This is a genomic window from Pseudoalteromonas sp. D15MCD-2 (assembly GCF_038562745.1).
GTDB lineage: Bacteria > Pseudomonadota > Gammaproteobacteria > Enterobacterales > Alteromonadaceae > Pseudoalteromonas.
Genome location: NZ_JBCFQE010000001.1, coordinates 2,421,387 through 2,443,338 on the forward strand (window position 1 = coordinate 2,421,387; position 21,952 = coordinate 2,443,338).

The 21,952-nt window shown below is 40.7% G+C and carries 21 protein-coding genes and 1 other RNA gene; 8 read left to right on the forward strand and 14 right to left on the reverse strand.

Annotated features, from left to right (window positions below):
* The first annotated feature begins 3 nt into the window (after positions 1-3).
* Both AADY36_RS11095 and AADY36_RS11100 read left to right on the forward strand, forming a co-directional pair.
* On the forward strand, positions 4-1,629 hold the full coding sequence (locus AADY36_RS11095; protein WP_342408980.1) for a phosphoethanolamine transferase: 1,626 nt from the start codon (positions 4-6) through the stop codon (positions 1,627-1,629).
* A gap of 20 nt (positions 1,630-1,649) precedes the next feature.
* Positions 1,650-2,030, forward strand: a complete 381-nt coding sequence (locus AADY36_RS11100) for a diacylglycerol kinase (protein WP_342408981.1) — start codon at positions 1,650-1,652, stop codon at positions 2,028-2,030.
* Here the strand turns inward: AADY36_RS11100 and AADY36_RS11105 are convergent.
* The 8 genes from AADY36_RS11105 to AADY36_RS11140 all read right to left on the reverse strand — a co-directional run bounded on the left by AADY36_RS11105 (position 2,027) and on the right by AADY36_RS11140 (position 8,018).
* Positions 2,027-2,260 (reverse strand): hypothetical protein, encoded by a 234-nt coding sequence (locus AADY36_RS11105; RefSeq protein ID WP_054564076.1) that lies wholly within the window; start codon positions 2,258-2,260, stop codon positions 2,027-2,029. The genes AADY36_RS11100 and AADY36_RS11105 overlap by 4 nt on opposite strands.
* A gap of 64 nt (positions 2,261-2,324) precedes the next feature.
* The gene (locus AADY36_RS11110) at positions 2,325-3,074 is read right to left on the reverse strand and encodes a hypothetical protein (protein WP_342408982.1); all 750 of its coding nucleotides are present in this window, start codon (positions 3,072-3,074) and stop codon (positions 2,325-2,327) included.
* Positions 3,075-3,077: 3 nt separating this feature from the next.
* Complete coding sequence (locus AADY36_RS11115; RefSeq protein WP_342408983.1) at positions 3,078-3,800, reverse strand: SIMPL domain-containing protein; 723 nt, start codon at positions 3,798-3,800, stop codon at positions 3,078-3,080.
* Positions 3,801-3,856: 56 nt separating this feature from the next.
* Positions 3,857-5,086, reverse strand: coding sequence for an NADH:flavin oxidoreductase/NADH oxidase family protein (locus AADY36_RS11120; protein ID WP_342408984.1), 1,230 nt, complete (start codon positions 5,084-5,086; stop codon positions 3,857-3,859).
* Between the two features lie 62 nt (positions 5,087-5,148).
* Positions 5,149-5,562 (reverse strand): MerR family DNA-binding transcriptional regulator, encoded by a 414-nt coding sequence (locus AADY36_RS11125; protein WP_342408985.1) that lies wholly within the window; start codon positions 5,560-5,562, stop codon positions 5,149-5,151.
* 14 nt (positions 5,563-5,576) lie between these two features.
* Positions 5,577-6,542: a hypothetical protein gene (locus AADY36_RS11130; RefSeq protein WP_235575523.1), complete on the reverse strand. Its 966-nt coding sequence runs from the start codon at positions 6,540-6,542 to the stop codon at positions 5,577-5,579.
* A gap of 143 nt (positions 6,543-6,685) precedes the next feature.
* A complete protein-coding gene (locus AADY36_RS11135; protein WP_342408986.1) occupies positions 6,686-7,531 on the reverse strand; it encodes an HDOD domain-containing protein in 846 nt (281 codons plus the stop codon).
* Between the two features lie 187 nt (positions 7,532-7,718).
* Positions 7,719-8,018, reverse strand: a complete 300-nt coding sequence (locus AADY36_RS11140) for a hypothetical protein (protein ID WP_054564082.1) — start codon at positions 8,016-8,018, stop codon at positions 7,719-7,721.
* 275 nt (positions 8,019-8,293) lie between these two features.
* Here AADY36_RS11140 and AADY36_RS11145 point away from each other — a divergent pair, with 275 nt between their 5' ends.
* From AADY36_RS11145 to AADY36_RS11160, 4 genes are all read left to right on the forward strand, one after another.
* Positions 8,294-10,084: an ATP-binding protein gene (locus AADY36_RS11145; RefSeq protein WP_342408987.1), complete on the forward strand. Its 1,791-nt coding sequence runs from the start codon at positions 8,294-8,296 to the stop codon at positions 10,082-10,084.
* A gap of 267 nt (positions 10,085-10,351) precedes the next feature.
* Positions 10,352-10,552, forward strand: coding sequence for a hypothetical protein (locus AADY36_RS11150; protein ID WP_054564084.1), 201 nt, complete (start codon positions 10,352-10,354; stop codon positions 10,550-10,552).
* Between the two features lie 248 nt (positions 10,553-10,800).
* Positions 10,801-12,180, forward strand: a complete 1,380-nt coding sequence (locus AADY36_RS11155; protein WP_342408988.1) for an alpha-amylase family glycosyl hydrolase — start codon at positions 10,801-10,803, stop codon at positions 12,178-12,180.
* Between the two features lie 229 nt (positions 12,181-12,409).
* Positions 12,410-13,384: a transposase gene (locus AADY36_RS11160; protein ID WP_239963192.1), complete on the forward strand. Its 975-nt coding sequence runs from the start codon at positions 12,410-12,412 to the stop codon at positions 13,382-13,384.
* 442 nt (positions 13,385-13,826) lie between these two features.
* On the opposite strand, the gene ffs is transcribed toward AADY36_RS11160, so the two are convergent.
* Together ffs and AADY36_RS11170 are read right to left on the reverse strand one after the other, a co-directional pair.
* Positions 13,827-13,923, reverse strand: an RNA gene (gene ffs, locus AADY36_RS11165) — signal recognition particle sRNA small type.
* A 136-nt stretch (positions 13,924-14,059) separates the two neighbouring features.
* Complete coding sequence (locus AADY36_RS11170; protein ID WP_239963193.1) at positions 14,060-14,923, reverse strand: DUF3014 domain-containing protein; 864 nt, start codon at positions 14,921-14,923, stop codon at positions 14,060-14,062.
* Positions 14,924-15,057: 134 nt separating this feature from the next.
* Here AADY36_RS11170 and AADY36_RS11175 point away from each other — a divergent pair, with 134 nt between their 5' ends.
* Positions 15,058-16,203 carry a patatin-like phospholipase family protein gene (locus AADY36_RS11175; RefSeq protein ID WP_054562027.1) on the forward strand — a complete coding sequence of 382 codons (1,146 nt, stop codon included), beginning with the start codon at positions 15,058-15,060 and terminating at the stop codon, positions 16,201-16,203.
* Between the two features lie 7 nt (positions 16,204-16,210).
* Here AADY36_RS11175 and AADY36_RS11180 read toward each other — a convergent pair whose 3' ends face one another.
* Positions 16,211-18,184 (reverse strand): monovalent cation:proton antiporter-2 (CPA2) family protein, encoded by a 1,974-nt coding sequence (locus AADY36_RS11180; protein WP_239963194.1) that lies wholly within the window; start codon positions 18,182-18,184, stop codon positions 16,211-16,213.
* Positions 18,185-18,323: 139 nt separating this feature from the next.
* Between AADY36_RS11180 and AADY36_RS11185 the strand changes: the two genes are divergently transcribed.
* Positions 18,324-19,220, forward strand: a complete 897-nt coding sequence (locus AADY36_RS11185) for a GGDEF domain-containing protein (protein ID WP_054562029.1) — start codon at positions 18,324-18,326, stop codon at positions 19,218-19,220.
* A 25-nt stretch (positions 19,221-19,245) separates the two neighbouring features.
* Here the strand turns inward: AADY36_RS11185 and AADY36_RS11190 are convergent, their stop codons facing one another.
* The 3 genes from AADY36_RS11190 to accA form a co-directional block, all read right to left on the reverse strand.
* Entirely contained in the window at positions 19,246-19,590 is a 345-nt protein-coding gene (locus tag AADY36_RS11190) for a hypothetical protein (RefSeq protein ID WP_055021944.1), read from the reverse strand.
* Entirely contained in the window at positions 19,583-20,893 is a 1,311-nt protein-coding gene (gene tilS / locus AADY36_RS11195; RefSeq protein ID WP_342408989.1) for a tRNA lysidine(34) synthetase TilS, read from the reverse strand. Before tilS ends, AADY36_RS11190 begins: the two co-directional genes overlap by 8 nt.
* A 91-nt stretch (positions 20,894-20,984) precedes the next feature.
* Positions 20,985-21,941: an acetyl-CoA carboxylase carboxyl transferase subunit alpha gene (accA, locus tag AADY36_RS11200; protein ID WP_054553102.1), complete on the reverse strand. Its 957-nt coding sequence runs from the start codon at positions 21,939-21,941 to the stop codon at positions 20,985-20,987.
* Positions 21,942-21,952: the final 11 nt, after the last annotated feature.

Below are 21,952 nucleotides of genomic sequence, written 5' to 3' on the forward strand. Positions count from 1 at the left end.
ATTATGAGCAAGCAATTTAAACAACTTCTTACTAATAAATGGCACCTTAGCTACAGCCAATTTGTCTGGCTGGTGTCGCTGTACTTGGTTATTGTATTTAATGGCCTGTTTTTATTTAACACGCTTGAAGCAGCCAGCAAACCTGAACATATCAATTGGTTATTTATAGCAAGCGTACCGTTTTTCTTATTAGCACTAACGGCAATGGTGTTAAGTTGGTTATCGCTAATCACCTTCGTTAAACCCGTGCTTTTAACAAGCATCGTGGTTTCATCATTGTTGTTTTATGCAACCTTAAATTACGGTGTTATCTTTGATAAAAGCATGCTGCAAAATATCTTAGAGACAAATTCAGGTGAGGCATTTTCATACCTCAATGTACAAGTTATCGCTTTTATTACTGTGCTAGGCGTACTCCCTGCTTACTTGTTTTCTCGCTTTGAAATTGTCGGAAACTTTCGTGTTCGTCTTAAAAGCTTTGCGCTTCTTAACGTTACAGCGTTTTTTGCTGTAGCTGTTATTGCCGTTCCTTTTTATAAAGATTACGCCTCTGTAGGTCGTAATAATCGTCAATTAACCAGCTACATTACCCCCTTTGCATTTTACACTGCGGGCTATAAGTACCTGCGCGATAATTATTTTTATCCACCTTTACCTTTTAAAGTCTTAGATAAAACACCGCACCTATTAGCTAAGCAACAAAGTTCACTGACGATTATGGTGGTAGGTGAAACAGCGCGTGCAGCAAACTTCTCACTGCAAGGTTACGACAAGCCAACTAATCAATATACCCCTAAACTTGGCGTTAAATATTTCAGTGATGTTAGTTCATGTGGCACCGCAACGGCCATTTCTGTACCTTGCATGTTCTCGCGCTTAGACCGCAATCACTATGATTCGCGCATCGCGCAAAGCCAAGAAAATGCCCTAGATATCATTCAACGAAGTGGTGTCGAAGTAACGTGGATTGATAACAATAGCAGCTGTAAAGGGGTTTGCGTACGGGTAAACTCAGAAACGGTAGAACCAACAAAGAGCAACCCACTTTGTGACGGACGCTATTGTTTTGATGAAGTACTGGTTGAAGAGTTAGCTGCAAAGCTTGCCAAAAGTCATGCGAAGCACCAATTAGTTGTACTACATATGATTGGTTCACATGGACCAACCTACTATCGACGCTATCCAGAAAAAGACAGCAAATTCTTGCCTGATTGCCCACGTAGCGATATCCAAAACTGTAGCAGTGAACAACTTACCAATACATATGATAATACCATTGCTTATACCGACCTAGTGCTGAGTAAACTTATTAATTTACTGCAAAGCAGTCAGGCGAATGACAAAGCCCTACTGTATGTTTCAGATCACGGTGAATCACTGGGTGAAAAAGGCTTGTACTTACATGGCTTCCCGTATGCATTAGCACCTAAAGAGCAAACTCAAGTGCCTATGCTGTTTTGGAGTAATAAACTAGCCGATACCCGCTTTAATCAATGTATCGAACAGCAGCGTAACCATGCTTTTTCACACGATAACATTTTTGACACCCTGCTTGGCTTAACCCATGTACAAAGCACTGAATATAGCCCAGAGCAAGATATCTTTAATGCTTGCTCAACTCAAAGCTAACGAAATAGAGACTTCATACTATGCAATTTGATAGCACTAACAAACCCATTGGCATTAAACGTATTCGCCTCGCATTCAAAAACTCCCAACGAGCATTCACCTGGTTAGCAAAGCATGAGTCTGCTTTTAAACAAGAGCTGATACTGTTAATCCTTGCAATAGCAGTGGTTTTTGTCTGGCAGATTAGCCTGTATGAAAAAATCATGCTGCTTGTATCTGTGCTATTTGTGATGTTTGCTGAAGTCGTCAATACGGCAATTGAAGCCGCCATAGACCGAATAGGCCTTGAAATTCATCCATTATCAGGCCTAGCTAAAGACTTAGGATCCGCAGCCGTAATGATTGCTCTAACAATTTGTGCGTTGGTATGGGGCGGCGTGCTTGTTAATAACCTATGCTAACTCGCTTTTTTATCATCAGGGGTGTCATTACAAAGTGCACAGTGGCGCCCTTTAGATGAATGATATAAACGGGTTGCGATAAAAATGGCCGTTGCAATAAATGACCAAAGTAGCGCAAAGCCTAATGCGCTCATTGTCTCGTGACCTTTTAGAATTTCCACCATAAATAACAAAATTGCCACCAGCGTAAAAACTTTAGTGGTTCTTAGTATCCAAAATTTTGTACCCACAACTTACTCCTTTATAAGAGGCTCCTTAGAAAGGATAAGTGTAGTTCAAAACAAGAAAAACAACCTAAAAACTTGAAGCAGGCTCAGACAATATCTGTACATTATTTTTAAATACCTCTAAAAGCCCCGGCGGTGAGTGCTCAGTACCAAGCACGGTAACATGACAGACATAACGATAACCGTTGTTAGTAAAGGTGTAAAAATGATTGCCCCCACTGCCATCAAAACTTAACGTACCGCCGGTGATCACAAGGCTTGGCTCATCTTGCATAGATTGATCTGTTTCCCATGCTGCATAGCGGTAATGATTACCTGCCAGTTCATCGATACGAATTAAATGCTGTTTTGTTTGCCACGTTAGTATCGGCTTTGTAAATTCACGAAGGCTTTTGTGTAATACTTGTTTTTGCTCGTCAATCAGCACTTCGCGTTGTGCTTTTTCTGACTCTGATTCATAAGGCACAGCCCAAATAGAGCCATCAAAGTCTAACCACAATTTGCCTGAATCAAACATAATGCCGCTCCAACCCATCATTTCCCAATCATGGCGAATATTTGAGTTCACGATTTTTTCAACAAACTCTTTATCAAAAATTTGCTCAAAGTTTTCTATAAGCATTTGTTCATTTTCAATTGCTGGTAGCGGCTCTTTACGCTGCAGTGGATAATGCACTCGCTTGGCAATGGCAGCTTTATCACCCTTCTTAAACGCCGCAACCACAGGTTTGACAATTTTTATGTGTTTTGTTGCGGCAAAACTACTGAATGCCATCAACAAAATGAATAGATAAACGCTGTGCTTTAAAAACTTCATCAATTACTCTACTACCAAATCAAACACAACATTGACACTTGCTCTGAAGGTAATCGATTCTTGTAAATACTTACCTTCTGGTACGGTATTAATACGTGAGCCCGTTACCATAATTCGTTCTATATTTGTGTTGCTACCATAGCCAAAGTGACTACCTACCTCTTGCGATTGAATACTATACACCCGACCAAGTTTCGCTTCGAATGAGCTAGCAAGGCTACTTCCTTGCTGTTTGGCATTCGCTACTGCTTTATCAAGAGCGGCTTGCTGGTAATCTGAAGCTTTGGTTGATAAAAGTTGAATTTGCTCGATTTGATTGACACCCACTTTAAGCACAAAATTTAAAAATCGGTCCAAAAGAGAGAGTTGTTTAAGGCTGACTTTGACCTTACGCGTGGCTCGAAAACCATCTTTAACATGGTTATCGTTTTCGTCATAGCGCATATTGGGCTCTACAAATATCCGCCCCGCAGAGATACTTTTTTCGTCTATTGAGAAATTATTTAAGCCCGCCAGGAGTTCATTAACTTGCGCATCGACTTGCTGCTTAGCCTGCATGCTTTCGGCTTTAACAGTTTCAAATTCTAACGTGATATCAGCCCTGTCGGGGGCGGTACGCACAACAGCCTCACCTTTAACAACAATATGGCGATTATCTGGCAGACTTGTTGCAGCTATTGCAGAACTGGTACATAAAACCAGTGGTAACAAATATTTAAGCATCATAACCTCTCCCTAGAAAAAGCTATGATGCCTTGCCTAAGCAAAAATGTACACTCAGTTCAGCCGTTACCGCGGATAAACTTTAGGTACCTCTTTACTCTTAATACATCATTAATTTGCTGTTTAATGAACGCCAAGATTGGCCAAACATTTGGATTTGCCTGTTTGTTCTTACTCAAACGCGTTAATTGATACTTTACCATTGCCATATTCGCAACCGAGGCAAGTGGTTTATTCTTCCAGGTAATTGCTGCAAGTTCTGGTGTAACGTGTGAGCCATTTCGCCACTTATCAACTAATGCTGGCTCAATTGCAAGTGCTGTCGCAATACCGACCATATCGACGCCTTCTGCAATAACCTGATCTGCTACTGATTTACGTTTAATGCCACCTGTGATCATAATTGGCATCGTCGCAATTTCACGAATTTCTTTAGCAAACTCTAAAAAGTACGCTTCACGAGCCAACGTTCTGCCATCCCGTGCACTGCCTTGCATTGCTGGCGCTTCATAACTACCACCTGAAAGCTCAACTAAATCAACATTTAACTCACCTAGCATAACAACCACTTGCTTGGCCTCGTCAAGAGTAAAACCACCGCGTTGAAAATCAGCTGAGTTTAGTTTTACCGCAACCGCAAAATGCTCACTCGTTGCGGCTTTAATTTGCTTAACAATTTCAATTAACAATCGAGCGCGATTAGCAAGGCTTCCACCCCATTGATCACTTCGCTTGTTAGTTAAAGGAGATAAAAACTGGCTCAATAAATAGCCATGCGCCGCATGCACTTCAACACCCGAAAAACCAGCCTTTTCGGCTAATGTCGCTGTTTTTACAAACCGTGTGATGATGTCTTGAATTTTGGCTTCATCCATCGCTTTAGGTGCCGAGAAGTAACTCGACATTTTACCCATGTCCATTTCCACTGCTGAAGGCGCCCATGTTTGCTGCTGCAAACTTGCTGGCATTTGTCGGCCAGGATGATTAATTTGCAGCCAGAACTGTCCACCATTTGCCTGCCCTATTTTTGCCCACTGCTGAAATACAGCTAGGTGTTTATCATTTTCTAATACCACTCCACCTGGGCCTGTCATCGCTTTACTATCAACCATAACATTGCCCGAAATAATAAGCCCTACACCACCGTCAGCCCATGCTTTATACAAGTTAAAAAGCTGAGTTGATGGAAGTAAATTTGCATCAGCTAGGTTTTCTTCCATCGCTGCTTTTGCAACACGATTTGGAATAACAGAACCATTCGGTAATTTAAGTTCAGAAAATAAGGTCATAACAGTCTCCATAGTTGGGAATGTCAAAACTATAAGCTTAAAGTAAACTTTAAGGTCAATAGCTATTTGTCATTTTTTAACCCCATTTGTGTCAGAACACGTTTAGCATTATCTGCACAATCCATATCATCTGGCTTTGCATCAATTTCTGCGAGGATCGCTGTTAAGCGCTGTTTATTTTCGTCTAACTTTGCTTGTAATTGCTCGATATCCATCACTTTTTGTTTTAATGCATCAATAAGGTGAGCATGTTGCCAACCAGATAAATCCGCCGGTAACAGTGCTTTTAATTCATCTAGGCTAAAACCGGCTTGTTGCCCACTGACTATTAAGTTTAAAACGACTTCAGCTTCTTCAGGATACGAGCGATAGCCATTTGCTTTACGCTCAACCATTTTTAGTAAACCAATATCCTCATAAAAACGAATTTTAGACGCGCTAAGACCCGTTCGTTTTGCAAGCTCACCTATTTTCATTGTGTAACTCCTGTCTAGGGTTTAGCTTTAAAGTATGTTGGTGCATATAACGCACTTTGAAAATCAGGTACGTACTCATATTTGATCATACTGCCTAAATCAAGTGAGCGAATAAACTGTGATAATTCTCCCTGACGCAGCTCAAGGCTTACATCTTCATCAGATGTGCTTGATGCATAGCGTAAATATCGATTATCCGCATAGCCCGTTGTTAACTGCCCTTGTTGATTGTGATTCATAAAACTATTTCGAACAAATTTCTCATCGGTTGATTCATCGCTTAGCTTTTTACCTGTGATGATCACATCAGGCTGATTGGTGGCATTATCAAATAATGAAAACGTAAGTGTCTTAGGAGTATTTTTATAGCTAATTTTAGTGGTCCATTTAGGTAGATTATAGCCCACTACACCACGCACTCTCGCGAGCTCTGTATCAACGGGTAGCTTTAAAACAACACCCCAAAAGTCATCATTCCATTGGTTATTAAGTAACGAAATAACGCCTAAATTCCACGAATCTGGCTTGGTGGTGATCACTGAAATGGCTAGCTCATTGTATGTATCATTATCGCAGTAATGATAAGCATAAGCCGTTATTGCAACTAACCCTCGCCCTGGCCATAAACTTATTGGCTCAACATGCTCTAAAACACTGGCTGGGATCAATGAGGTTAATACATCAAGATCCGCGCTGAATACTGCAGTAATTTTACTGTTCTTATAGTAAAAATTTGGTGAGTAAGACTCAAAGCCCATGTCTACTTTTTGCTTTTTTATGGTTTTAAACCATGACAAATCAACACTGGGAGCCTGCTCAGCTATCACTGATAATGGGGGGTTAGAGCGATATTGGTCATACAAACCACCTTCAACAACAGGCACTTTTTCACCTGCCAGCTCAATTGTTTTAGTAGCGCTTTCTACGTAACTTGTTGTTAGTAATGCAAGCAATAAGATTAGGTTTTTGATAGTTGTCATTTTGCACCTCGTTATTCATTAAGATACAAAAACTCTAACTTTAAAGCTCACTTTAAGGTCAAGATAAAAAAAGCGAGTGATGATAACTCACCACTCGCAAACTCATCGAAGTTAAGATGATAGGAAATAAACGCTAATTGGCTTTAACTTGCCATCGCATTGTCGACGTAATCTTCGACCATATCGGCAAAATCTTGATCAACAATACCCAGCTCTGCAAAGCACTGCTCTTTAATTTTGAACCACTCGCTCGAATACTGTTGGTGGCGGGCATAGTCCACAGCACTCTCTGCACATTTTAAGATGGCGTACGCCATACGTTGTCGTTCATCATTGTTTTGCTCTAAAAAGTGCGTGTTATGATGATTTAAAATAACGTGACAAAGTGGCTTAGGTAGGTGCCAAGATACCGAGATAAAATAGCCAATCACCGCGTGGTCGCACTGATAACGTGCTTGTTCTAGGTCGGTAATCGCATACTCTTTAGCTAAATTTGCTTGCTTAAGAACCTCAACATAATCTTTAAATTTTAATGCCATAGCCGCAATACCGACATTATGAAAAAGCCCTAATGAATAAAGTTCGTCCACTGGCATTAATGACTTATAACTGTTACCAAGCTGCACACAGGCATTCGCAACTTCAACTGACTCATCCCAAAAGCGCTCTAAGCTAATACAGGCATTGCCTTTAAAATTTTGCTTAAGCAAGGCCAAGGTTACTAGCCGATTAAGCTGATCTAAGCCTAAAAACATCGCCGCTTGGCGTATATCACTAATGGTGCGTTGTAAACCAAACACCGGGCTATTTATTGTTTTTAATAATAAAGCTGAAAGACTGATGTCTCTTGATATTAGCTGAGCTATTTTATCTAAGCTTGCATCCGACTTTTGCATTTCATCAGCAATTTGGCTCAATAGTTCAGGTTTTGGTGGAATATGAAAACCGCGTTCAAGCGAAACTAGGCGTTGTTCATCTAAGTTGATCATTTGCCCAAGAGCCTCCGTTAATAAGCAACGAGCAATTTAATAGTTTAGATGGGTAAAATACCCTAAGAACTTTGCCTTAGTATTGTTTGAGATCAATGTGTTGCGAAGAAAGGAAATTAATTAATGAAAAGCTAACACGGCATATTATAGCAAGTTGCCATTATATGCCGTCTTTTTGAAGATTTGCTTAGTGAGCAAGTACGCTAAGCCACTCATCTGGGTTTACTAAAATAAACTCAAATACATCGTTGTTATTTAAAGTAATGCGAATTCCATCTGCTGTAATTGGTAGAATCCCCGCGCCTTTACCTGAACACTTATCAACGTTATTGATGTGCGCTCGTGAAAGTGTGTATGGACCTAAGCCTAACTCTTTATTAAACGGTTCAAAAACAATTTCTTGTTCTGTAACTAAAAGCTTACCATCCGCTTTTGCGACACCTGATTGAATAGTTGCTATTGATTCTTTGACTGTTTGCGCGTGCATATCCTTTACTCCACCTAACAATGAGTGTGACTTACACTCAATTAAATCATAAAAATTGCGTACCAACTTAAGATACAGCAAGTACAAAAAAAGTACAGTGTAATTGATTGCAAAGTTTTTTATGAAGAGCTAATTATTCGCTTTAAATTAATTTTACCTTAGTTGTTAAGGTTTTTTTGTTCTCATAAAAAGTCGTTCTGACTTTAGGCCCTTCTTATGTGAACAAAAAAAATACTGCTATGCTTAAATTAACAACAGATAGGTGCGGTAAACTGATGACAAAAGCGTTGCAGCAAACTAAAAACAAGTTAAAAATGAATGCAATTATAGTGATTGCATTATTAACGTCGCTCACTGTTACCTCATTATTCTTTTACAAAAATGTCGACTCACAATGGCATGACTATTCAAAAACCGCCGCTAACGTTTATGTACTTCACGACAAGCTAATACAAAGACTCGGTTATGGTGGCTTTATTCACCATTTTAAAAACCTAGTGCTCAGAAAAAATACAGAACTGTATCTTCCCCCCATTGAAAAGGAACTCATCGAAATAAAAGAGATCCTTGCCAAGCTTAGCGCAATAAAAGAATACGATCAGACTGCGCTTACTGACGTTAAAAAAACGGTCAGTGAGTATGAAAGTAAAGTCGATATTGTTTTAACGATGATTGCTAACAGCGCGACAAGCGAGCAAATAGACTCTATAGTAAAAGTAGATGACACAGCTGCTTTCAAGGCACTTGCCGCGTTCGAGCAACATGTAAACTTAATGCTTAAAGATAAAAGCATCGCCATTGATGAAAACTTCCAAATTGCTTACATCGTGCATGTGTTAACGATCATATTGCTCACCAGCATATTGCTTATTTACTTTAGAAAACTCTCAAACTCTTATAAACAACAAATTGAGCTTACTGAGCGAGCTTTAGAAGGCGCGAGAATAAAATCAGAATTTTTAGCCAACATGAGTCATGAAATACGCACCCCACTTAATGGCATTATGGGGCTTTTACAAATTTTGCAGCCGAACATTCAAAAACCGAAAAATATAGAAGTTGTTTCTAAGGCGTTGTTTTCTTGTCGCTCACTCCTTACCATCATCAACGATATTTTAGACTTTTCGAAAATGGAGGCGAACGAGCTTTATATTGAACAGGTAGATTTTTCGATGTCGAAGGTCGTTGAGTCAATCAATTCTGATTTTCTGCCGCTTTGTAACGAAAAAGCAATTGAATTAAATATAGATATAGACGATGACGTTGAAGATTTATGGGTAGGAGACCCAGTTAGGGTTCGGCAAATTATTTTAAACCTGGTTTCTAACGCCGTTAAATTTACCGAGCAAGGTGGCGTGCAAGTAAAGATTAATAAATCTTCGCAAAGCCAAAAACAAGGTGTTGAGATAGAAGTGATTGATACCGGCATTGGTATGAATAAAGAGGGTTTAATGCACCTGTTTAACCGTTTTCAACAAGCCGATAACAGCATAACGCGGCGTTTTGGCGGGACAGGATTAGGCATGTCGATCACCGCTAATCTCATTAACCGTATGAACGGTCGTATTGATGTAGACAGCGCACTCGGTAAAGGCACCCATTTCACGGTTTATTTACCGCTCAAAGTATCTGAAAAGCAGCACTTACATGATAGCTTTACCGATGTAACCGCACCTGTCTTATCGGCTAAAACCTTATTAATAGCTGAAGATAACCCGCTCAATACCATGATCATCAAGTCGATGCTTGCAGAAACCAACGCTGATCTTCACTTTGCAAAAGATGGCGCTGAAGCAGTCGAGCTATTTAAACAACTCAATCCCATTTTAGTTTTAATGGATATACAAATGCCTACTATGGGGGGTATAGAAGCCTGCTCACATATTCGCAGCATTGATAAAGAGGTGCCAGTTATTGCCTTGACTGCCAACGTGATGAAAGAAAATATCATCGAATACATGAATTGTGGTTTTAATGGCCACGTAGGCAAACCTATTGAAAAGCATTTACTATTTAAAGCACTGCATGACGTGATTGCGGATAGCCGTGACGAACTGGTGGATTAAGTTATTGTAAAAAGTAATAACCCACTGATTTTTAATTATTTTAAAACACACCAAACTTTAAAATTATTCAATATTTTCAATCAGTTGAGGTTGTACTTTACTGCTAACACCCTCACCCATAGCGCTGTACAAATCTTGTTCTATTTTGATTGACTTAACTAAAAAGATCCCTCATAGTCGAAAAAATCATCAGTACACATTACACCAAATTATAAAACCAAGTAGCAACCTAAAATGCTATCAACAAAAATGTGGAGGAGATGCGTTATGAACCGTAAGTCAAAATTAATCTACCGTATTATGCTGGCCTCTAAGCTTCATAGCCGTAATAAAGAGATATCACTCGATAAACTAAAACAAGGCTGCTGCCTAAGTGACTCTGAATTACTAACCATTATAAAAGAGCTGGAAATTAAAAAACTGATCAGTTGGGATGCCAGTAAATCTACTTTTATGATTTCAGCCTAGCTCGGCATATTTAAACGACAGCTTAGCTTTTTCTTGCTGTCGTTTTTAGATATTTCCCCACCCTATTTAATCATTTAAGTATTTAGCTACCACCTACCTCTAATTAAGCTTTTAAATAAGACCTTAATCGATTATGTAACCACATTGTGAATACGTATGCATTTAATTGTAAATATTAGCTCAGGGTATATATTTAGTCGAAGTGTTGTTTTTTCATGCAACACCTTTATTCGACAACAAGGCCTGATATGAATTCATTGCTAACCAAAAGTTTGCTTATATTATTACTAAGCCTACCTACTGCATGTACACACACTAAAACTTCAAACAGTGCCTATGAGCCCAAGCCTTACGTAAAGCTTACTCATCCTGAGTGGTCAAAAAATGCGGTGCTTTATCAATTAAATACGCGCCAATTCACTAAAGAAGGCACCTTTAATGCTGCACAGCAGCAATTGCCACGCTTGAAAGAGTTAGGCGTTGATATTATTTGGTTTATGCCCATAAACCCGATTGGTGAAGAAAACCGAAAAGGCAGTTTAGGTAGCCCTTATTCTGTAAAAGATTACCGTAAAGTAAACCCAGAGTTTGGCACATTAGAAGACCTTAAAGCATTTGTGAACAAAGCCCATGAAATGGGGATGTATATCATTTTAGATTGGGTAGCAAATCACAGTGCTTGGGATAATTGGCTTCGATATGAGCACCCCGATTGGTACGACCGAGACTACAAAGGCCAATTTAGACCGACACCGTGGTGGGATTGGTCTGACATTATCGATTTTAATTATTCAAAACCTGCAGTACGTGAGTACATGACAGAGTCGATGAAATATTGGGTAAAAGAAGTCGGTATTGATGGCTATCGCTGTGATGTGGCAGGCTTTGTGCCCGTAGACTTTTGGAATAACGTCCGTCGTGAACTCGATGAAATAAAACCAGTATTAATGCTGGCAGAATGGGAGTCTCGTGATTTACATGCTGAAGCCTTTGATATGACTTACGCGTGGTCATGGTCTGAACACATGCACAAAATAGTCAACGGCCATGCAGATGTCAGCGCCCTCTTCGTTTATTACTCATGGAACGAAAGTGCATTCCCAGCCGAGGCTTACCGCCTTGTGGGTGTTGCCAACCATGACACAAATGCATGGGAAGGCACCATGTTCGAAAACTATGGCGCTGCACTTGAAGCCGTCATTACATTATCTGTCGTTGGCGAAGGCTTCCCTATGATTTACAACGGCCAAGAAGCAGGTAACGATAAACGCCTCGCTTTTTTCGAACGTGACCCAATCAAATGGAAAAAGCACCCTATTGGTGATTTATACCAATCACTATTTGCACTCAAACATAGTAATGAAGCACTGTGGAATGGCCAATTTGGCGGCCGCATGGTGCATGTACCAAACACCGCACCAAAACAGGTACTTAGCTTTGTTCGTGCAAAAGGCAACGATAAAGTATTTGCAGTATTCAACTTATCGAAAGAGCCACAAACAGTTAACTTTAAAGAGCCATTGTTTTTAGGTAAATACACAGATGCTTTTTCAAAACAGGCAATAGAATTTACTCACACAACAGAACTAACAATTCCAGCATGGGGGTTTAGAGTATTTGTAGAATAACTCGTCCTCTTTAGCTTACTCCCCCCAATAACCAAATTTGATCCCATAACTAAAGCTATGGGATCAAATAATAAATTAATTTACTAACAAGACACCCATATTAATTTCTATTACTTCACAGAGTTAAACCTATGAAAAAATAACCTCTAACTAGACACCCAATTTAATATTTCTCACTTCTCATAATTATGACTAAACTTAAATTGTTCAACTCATGGAGGAGAAGAGCATGGCAACCCCACGTAGAAACTTGATTAGCGTTTCAAACACGCCTTATTACCATTGTATTTCACGCTGCGTTCGTCGCGCTTATTTGTGCGGAAAAGATCCACTAACGGGTCGTTCATATGAACATAGGCGCGATTGGGTTGAAAAGAAACTACTTCAACTTGGGCGAATATTTTGTATTGATATTTGCGCCTACGCTGTAATGAGTAATCACACTCATCTGGTTCTTCACATTGATATAGCAAAAGCTAAGCGTCTAAATAATAAAGCGATTCTTATTAGATGGCACAAATTATTCAAAAGTACATTCCTTTGCCAACGATTCTTAAATGGCGAATTGCTAACACAAACCGAGCTCGCTGCGGTTAATACCAGAATAAATATATATCGTGAGAGGCTCAGCAGCATTAGTTGGTTTATGCGCGTGCTTAATGAAAGTATTGCACGAAAAGCGAATCAAGAAGATGAATGCAAAGGACGGTTTTGGGAAGGTCGCTTTAAATCACAAGCTTTACTTGATGAAGCAGCACTTGCCGCTTGCCTCGCTTATGTAGATTTAAATCCTGTTAGAGCAAAAGCGGCTGATTTACCCGAGCAATCTGACTACACCAGTATTAAATCTAGAATTAATGCAGCTCAAAAGAATAAGCAACCGAAATCACTTATGCGCTTTGCAGGTAAACCACGAAAACATATGCCTAAGGGACTACCATTTGAGCTCAAGACATATCTGCAACTTGTAGATTGGACAGGCCGTTCAATACGAGAAAATAAGCCTGGGAAAATCACAGAAAATGCGTTACCAATACTTGAAAGACTAAATATTTGTACTGACAACTGGCTCACACTCACCACTTCCTTTACCCGCTCATTTAAAAATACTGCAGGTAAAGAACAAGCAATCACAGCTTATACAAATCATATGAAACGAAAACGAAGAAGCTCTATTAGCACTAGTCGCGCACTATTTTCCTAAGCCGAAGCTCGAAAATGTTTAAAGTAGCCTTACCCTTGGGCTAAGCTTGCCCAAAGTCAGGTACTGTTCAGGCAATGCCCTACAAAATCTTGTAAACATAACATTTTGATGTATAGATTAATTTAGTTAATTAATTTTGAGCGACTAAACTAGTTGCTCTTAGAGTTAGCTATTAAAAACTCCTACTATAGTGGGTGTCTTAATAGTTTTTATAACCTGTACCTGACTAACAGTGTCTCCTTCAAATCAATCATGTACATAAAAACGAAGTTCACATTTTTAATGTGTGTGTCTAATTAACTCTAAAGTGGATGTCTCGATAACTTAAAAAAACATACTTAAAGTTAAGTTTAATTAATACAGAATAAAAAAGAGTTCTAAAGAAAGGTTTAAAATGGAATTTAAATGAAGAAAGTCACCCAAAGGAGATTTTGGGTGGCAGTCTTACCAGCCGCATCTCGGCACACACGTCACACGCTGTGGCTGCTCCCTTCCGGGCCTGACCAGGTTCACCTGCTAGTGTTGCGAGAGGACCAATAAGACTACCATTGAGGGCCTTGTTTGGCGCGGGAGGGATTATCTCTACTTTTAGCCTGTTATTCAAGGGATATTCGAAAAAGAAAGTGCGATTGCATACTTGGTATACAATCGCACTGTCATTAAGGGGGTTATCGCTTACTTTTCAAGTTCAGCTTTGATGTTGCGCAGTGCTGCTTTCACTTTTTTCATATTTTCTGGGCCCATACGCAGTAATTGTTTTTGCGCATCAGGTAGGTTTTCCCACTCAGAGTAAGCATATTGATACGTAACTGAGTTGCGAACAAGTGGCATATCACCTTTTGGCTCTGGCGTATCAAGTAGTACGTCAATAGCCTCTTCTAGCGTGCCTGTGAATGCATCACCTTCGTAGCCAATTTCTGCATAAGCTTCGTTGATAAGTGGTTTGTATTCATCATACATACGAATTACTTGGGCCGCGCTCAGGCTGGTAAATAGTTTTACGTATGGCGTGTAGCGCTCATAACTATTTGGGTCGATTGTTAAAATGTCGCCCTCAATAACTTTAAATGACTCTTTAGGGCGCTCTACAGGTGCATGGCTTAATGCCACTTTACCTTTGGCGATGTTATCAACATACACAACACCACGGCGAATAAGATCGTCGGTCACCATTAAGCTCATCACTTGGTCAGTTAGTAACTCATCCATACGGGCAACAACCACTTCATCGCTTTCATTTAACGTTGGTAATGGTTCAACTTCTGGAACTGGCTCTGGAGTGCGCTCTGGAGCAGTGTCCACTACAACTGGTTCTGGCTCAGGCTCTGTCACTTCAGGCTCTGGTTCAGGCTCTTGGTACTCAACAACTGGCGCTTCTTCTGCAACAATATCTTCAACAACTTGCACTGGTTTATCTTCAGGCTTCAATAAAATAAACGCTGCCACACCAGCAACAAGAATAAGCACAACCACCGCGAAAATCAGGTTGTTATTTGATGAACCCTTTTGTACTTCAGGCTCTGACGAATGCTCTGACATAGACACTCCCTTAAAAATAAAACAGATAAAAATACGAAAAAACCATTTAGCCTTGAGCTAATCTTTGCTTCTTCTAGCTTAAAGACTTACAGTTGATAAATAAAGTAAAGACGCACAACTATTTAAATGCAACCATGAGCAGTAAGTTAAAAAAAACACAGCACTCTAAAATCGCTTTATTACTAACAGGTGGTGGCGCGCGAGCGGCTTATCAAGTTGGTGTGCTTAAAGCGATTACGCAAAGCATGCCTCGCACAGCACCGCTGCCCTTTACTATTATTAATGGGACATCAGCTGGCGCAATTAATTCCGCTGCATTAGCATGTTATGCATCGTGTGCGCATTTAGCATGCAAAAAACTTGAATGGGTGTGGAAGAATTTTTCGACTTCTCAGGTTTATAAAAGCGACTTTTTAAGTGTGTTTTTGCATATTACTCGCAACATGCTTACGAGTTTTCAATCTGAACATATTAATCACCCACCTGCGAGCTTGCTAAATAATAAGCCTCTTAGAAAGTTACTACACGAAATACTCGATTTATCGCGTATCGAACGAAATCTACATAAAAACTACCTAGATGCAGTATCGATTACCGCTTCGAGCTATACCACGGGTGACTCTGTGGCCTTTTTTCAGTCACTTACACAAAAGCCGTGGCGCAGAGCAAAGCGTGAGGGGCAAGCAACCCGCATTAATGTTGAGCACTTAATGGCATCGAGCGCTATTCCCATGGTGTTCCCGAGCGTGAATGTTTATAACCACTATTTTGGCGATGGCTCTATTCACCAACTTTCACCACTGAGTCCGTCGGTTCACTTAGGTGCTGAAAAAATCTTTATCATTGGTGTGGATGAGCCAAAAGAATTGCATCCGCCGGGTTATCAGCCTCATTACCCAGGCCTTTCTAATATTGCAGGTCACTTACTCGATAGCGTATTTACCGACACCCTACAGTCTGATTTAGAGCGTTTACAGCGTATCAATCGCACGCTGAGCCTGTTACCTGCCCGCGACAAACACCAAGAGTTAAAACAAATCGAAACATGCGTGATCAACCCATCGCAAAACTTTAATGCAATCGCAGCTCAGTTTTATGATGACATGCCTATGGCAATCAAACTGTTACTACGCATGATAGGCGTGAAGAAACGTTCGCAATCGAGTTTAACGAGCTACTTACTGTTTGAAAAACGTTATACCCAAAAGCTCATTGAAATTGGCTACCAAGATGGCCTTAAAAAGCTACCTGAAATTCGTAAATTCTTAGAGCTGGAGTAGCTAAAAGCTACTCCATACCATCGAGTAAAAACCTTTCTACCCGCTCTACTCGGCGAGGCTTGCCTTGTAACACTAAAATATCGCCTGCCAATAAAATAGTTTGTGATGAAGGTGCGTCAATTTCTCGGTCTTGTCGGCGCAGTGCTCTAACCGACACACGGCGCTGCTCAAGTTTAAGCTCACTAATTTTCTGATTAACCGCATAAGCGTGTTCTGGCAGAGCTATAACATGTAAATACTCAAGCCTATCTGAACTTGCCTCTTCGCCATCGAGTTTATCGCCAGTGAAAAAGCCATTTAAGAACTTATAACGATTACGCCGCTCTTTACTTACTCGGCGTATGATCCGTGTCATCGGCACGCCAGACATATACAGCACATGCGAAACCAGCATCAAACTTGCTTCGAGTGTTTCAGGCACCACCTCAGTAACACCAAGCTCTTTAAGCGTTTCCATTTCGGTATCATCTCGCATCCGTACCAGTATTTTCACGTCAGGGGCTATCTGCTTGATGGCATCAACAACAATCTGTGTTTGCTCAAAATCAGTAAAAGTAATAATGACTAGCCTTGCCCGCTCTACACCCGCTGATTTTAAAATATCTTTTTGATTTACATGGCCAAAAATAACTGGCTCGCCAGCCGCTTTTGCTTCTTGCAATAAGATGGGGTTGCTTTCAACCGCGACGTATTCAATAGCTTCTGGTTTTAAAAAGCGTGCTACGGTTTGCCCCACACGAGAAAAGCCACAAATCACAATATGATTTTGATACAAGGGGCTACTTGTCGCAGGCTGCTGCCAATACTGCCCTGCATGGCTTAAAAGGCCAAGTTTTTTAAGAATAAGCGGTGTTTTTTCAATAAGGTAAGGCGTTAGCGCCATTGAAAGTACGCCAACTGCTATTAAAAACGAAGCTTGCTCTGAGCTTATCAGCAAATGCTGCGAAGCAAGTGCAATTAACACAAAGCCAAATTCTCCCATTTGCCAAAGCATAATACCCGCCGATACCGCATCTTGCTTACGCTCCCCCATCACTTGCGCAGAAATTGCGAGAACTGCTATTTTAAATAGCAATAAACCAATTAATACAGCGATGATCCAGTACCAACTATGAAGTACATAAAGCACATCTAACTGCATACCGACGGTCACAAAGAATAGCCCCATCAAAATATCGCGAAACGGTCTAATATCGGCTTCTAGTTGGTGACGATAATGGCTTTCTCCTAACATCATGCCGGCTAAAAAGGCGCCTAACGCCATCGATAAACCAAATAGGTAAGTCAGGCCTGCGGCAAACAAGGCAACCAATAAAGTCGTTAGCATAAATAGCTCATCGGTTCTTACCAGCGCTATTTCGCTAAACACTTTAGGCAAAATCCATTTACCTATGCCGAACAATAAAATACACACTAAAGCGCCTTTAGTGAGTGCAAAAGCCAATGCTCCAGCAATTTCTTCAGAGCCACTTTGAGCCAGTAGAGGGTAAACAATTAGTAGAGGGACAACAGCAATATCTTGAAATAGCAACACCCCTATTGCCAACTGGCCGCGGCGCTGGTTTAAATCTCCAGACTCTTTAAGTAACTTAACCACTACCGCCGTTGAAGATAGCGCCATTAAACTGGCGATGGTAAAACTATTTAAAAGGCTGTGCTCTAACAGCAGTAAAATCAGCATAAATACAATACTGGTCACCACGACCTGTAAGGAGCCAAGGCCAAAAACAATATTTCGCATTGCCATTAAACGCGGCAACGAAAACTCAAGCCCTAAGCTAAACAGTAAAAATACAATGCCAAGTTCGGCAACAAAGTGCATTTCGTGGCTTTGCGCCATCCAGCCAATACCATGACTCCCCGCCAACACGCCGGTGGCAAGATAAGCAAGAATAGGTGGTAAACCAATTCGTTTGAAGAACCAAACAAATAATACGGCAGCGACGAGCAAGCCAAACACTTGAATCAGCACATTTTGCAAGCAATAAACTCCCTTCTACTTGATGATAAAGCTGTACCCTACCTTAAATATAGCAACCATCTGTTTTTCAGCCAGTTTAAAAATGTGGCACAAATCTCGCTAAGTATGAGTATCTAAACACTCCGGGGGGAGAATTATCATGGAAAATGTCCATATTTTGACGCAGCGGGTGTCTGCGCGAGGCGAGTTTCTGCCGTTTTCGGCAGAGCATTACCGAATAAATGAAACAAATAGTCCACACGATTTGGTCGCAAGATTACAAACTACGTTATCAATCGAAGAAATTTTGACAATTTTTGCCGAACACGCAAAACAACTGATCAATTTATCTGGATTACAGTTCCAATCTGCACTCGGAGTGTCACAAAGTGCTGGCAGCGATACCAGTCAAACACCGTACTCTTTTGATTTAGATATCGAAAGTGAACGCTTAGGGCAGTTAATTTATTTTAGCCAGTTCCCTATGGGTAAAGCGATTGAAGCAAAATTAAAGCAGCTTCATACAGCACTCGTTTACCCATTACGTAATGCGCTTATGTATACCCGCGTATTACGTTTAGCGACTAAAGATGCGCTAACAGGCTTAAACAACCGTAGTCAATTTAATGACAGCTTGGCACAAAAGCTAGAACGTTGCCGCCGTCAGCATCGTCCATTTAGTTTAATGTTGCTTGATTTAGATAACTTTAAACAAGTTAACGATAACTTTGGTCATAAAATTGGCGATGATGTACTGCAAGAATTTGCTAATGTATTACGCACTAGCGTGCGTGGCACTGACTCAATTTTCCGCTTTGGTGGAGATGAATTTGCATTATTAATCGACGACCCTGAATTCACCACTAATAAGGTAATTGCTGATCGTATTATGAGTTTGGTTGCTAGCTCAGGGTTGATGGCTCAATATGATGTAACATCAAGCATTGGTTATACACTCGCCAATAACCAAGACTGCGAAAACGAAGTGTTTGCCCGTGCTGACAAAGGTCTTTATAAGGCAAAAGCTGCAGGAAGAAACTGCGCAAGAGCTTACTAATTGAGTAAAAGCCTAGCATCCCCCGCTAGGCTTTTTTGTTTATAAATTTATAACCAAGTAATACTAACCAAAAACCAGCGAAGAAGCCGCTTAATAAGTAAAGCAAGGCAGCCATGGTGGTAAGGGGCGATACCATCACTAAAGCCAACGGCGTAAGTACGCCCAGAATAAAGAAAATACCGCCTTTGCCTGACCAGTAACCTAGCAGCAATAATGAGCAAACTAAGCCGCCAGCTAGTGCATAAAAAAGTGTATTTATTGTCAGCTCTGCATAAGCAAAACCGGCAACTACAGCTACTAGCACCGACAACACAAAGCCAAGTGGTGCCTTATTAACTAGTGATAAACCAACATGTGGTTGTTCACTCATAGAGTGTCTCCCATAGAATTCCATCTTCAACACTGTGCTGCTCACTAATAAAGTAGCCAACTACTTGCACAAGTTGATCGTTATAAAAAATTAGTGGTGTCTGCGCACGTAACCAAGGAGCTACTTTGGCATCTTTAAACCAATGCTTTAAAGTATTTGAGCCGGGTTTATGCAAAGGCTTTATACGCGCTTGTGGCTTATTAAATTCAACCCTTACTTGCTCATCCGGCTTTGGTTGTCTAATACCCTTACCCGCTTTCACTATTAGTTTTCGGCCACCAATCAGTTCAACGCTTTGCAAAGCAATATCCATCGCCTCAGGTATTGCCTGCTCTTTCACAAAGTACCAATGTTGCTGATGCCGACGAACATCGCCGCTTTGCAAACAAATTTTTAACTGGGCATCAGTTTTTGCCGTTAAACCTTGCTCAATAATTTGCTGTAGCTGATTCTCTGAAGGTAGTTGATGGGTAAACTGATTCAGCCACGCACGTACAAGGTTTGCTTGTCTGGGCTTACTAAACCCCGCAATTGCCTCGCAGCTTAAACCACCCTGTGAATTTTGGCAGTTTGTAAGGTCGCTTTGAGTATATTCATCGAGCAGTGATTGCTGCTTTTGTAATAGCCGAATACTGCGCGCTGCACTTTTTTCAAACCCTTGAAAACGCTCCGTTAAAATGGGCAGAACCTGATGACGTAAAAAATTGCGGTCAAAGCGCTCATCAACATTTGAATCATCGGTGATATGGGTAATAGCAAATTCACTGGCAAATTGTTCAATTTGCTCACGAGTGATATTAATCAGCGGTCTAAAACATACACGCCCAGACGCTAACAATCGCGTTTGTGGCATCGATGCTAAACCCTGCAAGCCAGAACCACGCTTTAGACGAAGTAAGAAGGTCTCAAGTTGATCATTTAAGTGCTGACCAAGCAGTATTACACTACCTGGTATACAGTTTTCGTCTAGTGCTTGGTAACGAGCCTCTCTTGCTTGTGCCTCAAGTGATGTACGCGAGCGCTCATAAATTTCAACGTGCACCGCTTTAAATGCGACATCGAGCTCTTCACACAGCGATTGGCAAAACCCCTGCCACTTATCAGCATACTTGCTCAAACCATGATTAACATACACAGCTTCAATTTTAAGTTCTGAGTGCTGCTGTTGAGCTTGTTTTATTAAATGTAACAATACAACCGAATCAACACCGCCAGATAAGGCAACGCTAAAGCTACTTTGCTGAGCGTTCAGTAAAGGCTGCAATTGTGCTAAAAAATGGTGGTATAAATCTGATGTTTGCATTTAAAACCAATGAGTATACAAGCGTCTTTGTTATCGGCATTATAAAACAAAAAAAGCCGCAAAAGCGGCTTTTTTCAATTTTAAGCTGTGTTTAGCAATAGCCAAACGACATTAAACGTTTGTAACGCTGATCAAGCATTTCATCTAGTGAAAGGCCTTGTAAGTCAGCTAGGTCACGCTTAAGTTGGTTTTTAAGGTTACGCGCCATCGCATCGTAATTACGATGTGCGCCACCAAGTGGCTCATCAATTACGTTGTTGATTAAATCAAGCTCTTTAACACGTGCAGCTGTTACACCCATGGCTTCTGCAGCTAATGGTGCCTTGTCTGCGCTTTTCCATAAGATTGATGCACAACCTTCTGGCGAAATTACAGAGTAAGTGCTGTATTGCAACATGTTAACGCGGTCGCCCACACCAATTGCTAATGCACCACCAGAACCACCTTCACCGATAACAGTACAGATAGTTGGTACTTTTAACGCAGCCATAACTTTAAGGTTACGCGCAATTGCTTCACTTTGACCACGCTCTTCAGCGCCAACACCTGGGTATGCACCTGGAGTGTCGATAAATGTCATGATCGGCATTTTGAAACGCTCAGCCATTTCCATTAAGCGTAATGCTTTACGGTAACCTTCTGGCTTTGGCATACCAAAGTTGCGTTTAATTTTTTCAGCCGTGTCACGCCCTTTTTGTTGGCCAATAACCATCACTGGTTGACCTTCAAAACGTGCAACACCACCTAAAATAGCTGGATCGTTAGCAAAAGTACGGTCGCCTGCTAGTTCGTCAAATTCCGTGAAAATGCGCTCGATGTAATCACGAGTATAAGGACGCAACGGATGACGGGCTAACTGAGAAACCTGCCAAGCACCTAATTCAGAGAAAATTTTCTCTTTCATTTCAGCACTTTTCTCTTTTAATCGACTGACTTCCTCTTCTAATCCAAGGTCTAATTCGCCAGCGCGGCTTACATTTTGTAATTCTTCAATTTTTGCTTCTAATTCTGCGATTGGAAGCTCAAAATCAAGATAATTGAGGCTCATGCTCTAAACTA

Bases quoted from the DNA above. Each gene is read 5' to 3' on its own strand.
- AADY36_RS11095 (WP_342408980.1), top strand. From the start codon at position 4: ATGAGCAAGCAATTTAAACAACTTCTTACTAATAAATGGCACCTTAGC.
- AADY36_RS11100 (WP_342408981.1), top strand. From the start codon at position 1,650: ATGCAATTTGATAGCACTAACAAACCCATTGGCATTAAACGTATTCGC.
- AADY36_RS11110 (WP_342408982.1), bottom strand. From the start codon at position 3,074: ATGAAGTTTTTAAAGCACAGCGTTTATCTATTCATTTTGTTGATGGCA.
- AADY36_RS11115 (WP_342408983.1), bottom strand. From the start codon at position 3,800: ATGATGCTTAAATATTTGTTACCACTGGTTTTATGTACCAGTTCTGCA.
- AADY36_RS11120 (WP_342408984.1), bottom strand. From the start codon at position 5,086: ATGACCTTATTTTCTGAACTTAAATTACCGAATGGTTCTGTTATTCCA.
- AADY36_RS11125 (WP_342408985.1), bottom strand. From the start codon at position 5,562: ATGAAAATAGGTGAGCTTGCAAAACGAACGGGTCTTAGCGCGTCTAAA.
- AADY36_RS11130 (WP_235575523.1), bottom strand. From the start codon at position 6,542: ATGACAACTATCAAAAACCTAATCTTATTGCTTGCATTACTAACAACA.
- AADY36_RS11135 (WP_342408986.1), bottom strand. From the start codon at position 7,531: ATGATCAACTTAGATGAACAACGCCTAGTTTCGCTTGAACGCGGTTTT.
- AADY36_RS11140 (WP_054564082.1), bottom strand. From the start codon at position 8,018: ATGCACGCGCAAACAGTCAAAGAATCAATAGCAACTATTCAATCAGGT.
- AADY36_RS11145 (WP_342408987.1), top strand. From the start codon at position 8,294: ATGACAAAAGCGTTGCAGCAAACTAAAAACAAGTTAAAAATGAATGCA.
- AADY36_RS11150 (WP_054564084.1), top strand. From the start codon at position 10,352: ATGAACCGTAAGTCAAAATTAATCTACCGTATTATGCTGGCCTCTAAG.
- AADY36_RS11155 (WP_342408988.1), top strand. From the start codon at position 10,801: ATGAATTCATTGCTAACCAAAAGTTTGCTTATATTATTACTAAGCCTA.
- AADY36_RS11160 (WP_239963192.1), top strand. From the start codon at position 12,410: ATGGCAACCCCACGTAGAAACTTGATTAGCGTTTCAAACACGCCTTAT.
- AADY36_RS11170 (WP_239963193.1), bottom strand. From the start codon at position 14,923: ATGTCAGAGCATTCGTCAGAGCCTGAAGTACAAAAGGGTTCATCAAAT.
- AADY36_RS11175 (WP_054562027.1), top strand. From the start codon at position 15,058: ATGAGCAGTAAGTTAAAAAAAACACAGCACTCTAAAATCGCTTTATTA.
- AADY36_RS11185 (WP_054562029.1), top strand. From the start codon at position 18,324: ATGGAAAATGTCCATATTTTGACGCAGCGGGTGTCTGCGCGAGGCGAG.
- AADY36_RS11190 (WP_055021944.1), bottom strand. From the start codon at position 19,590: ATGAGTGAACAACCACATGTTGGTTTATCACTAGTTAATAAGGCACCA.
- tilS (WP_342408989.1), bottom strand. From the start codon at position 20,893: ATGCAAACATCAGATTTATACCACCATTTTTTAGCACAATTGCAGCCT.
- accA (WP_054553102.1), bottom strand. From the start codon at position 21,941: ATGAGCCTCAATTATCTTGATTTTGAGCTTCCAATCGCAGAATTAGAA.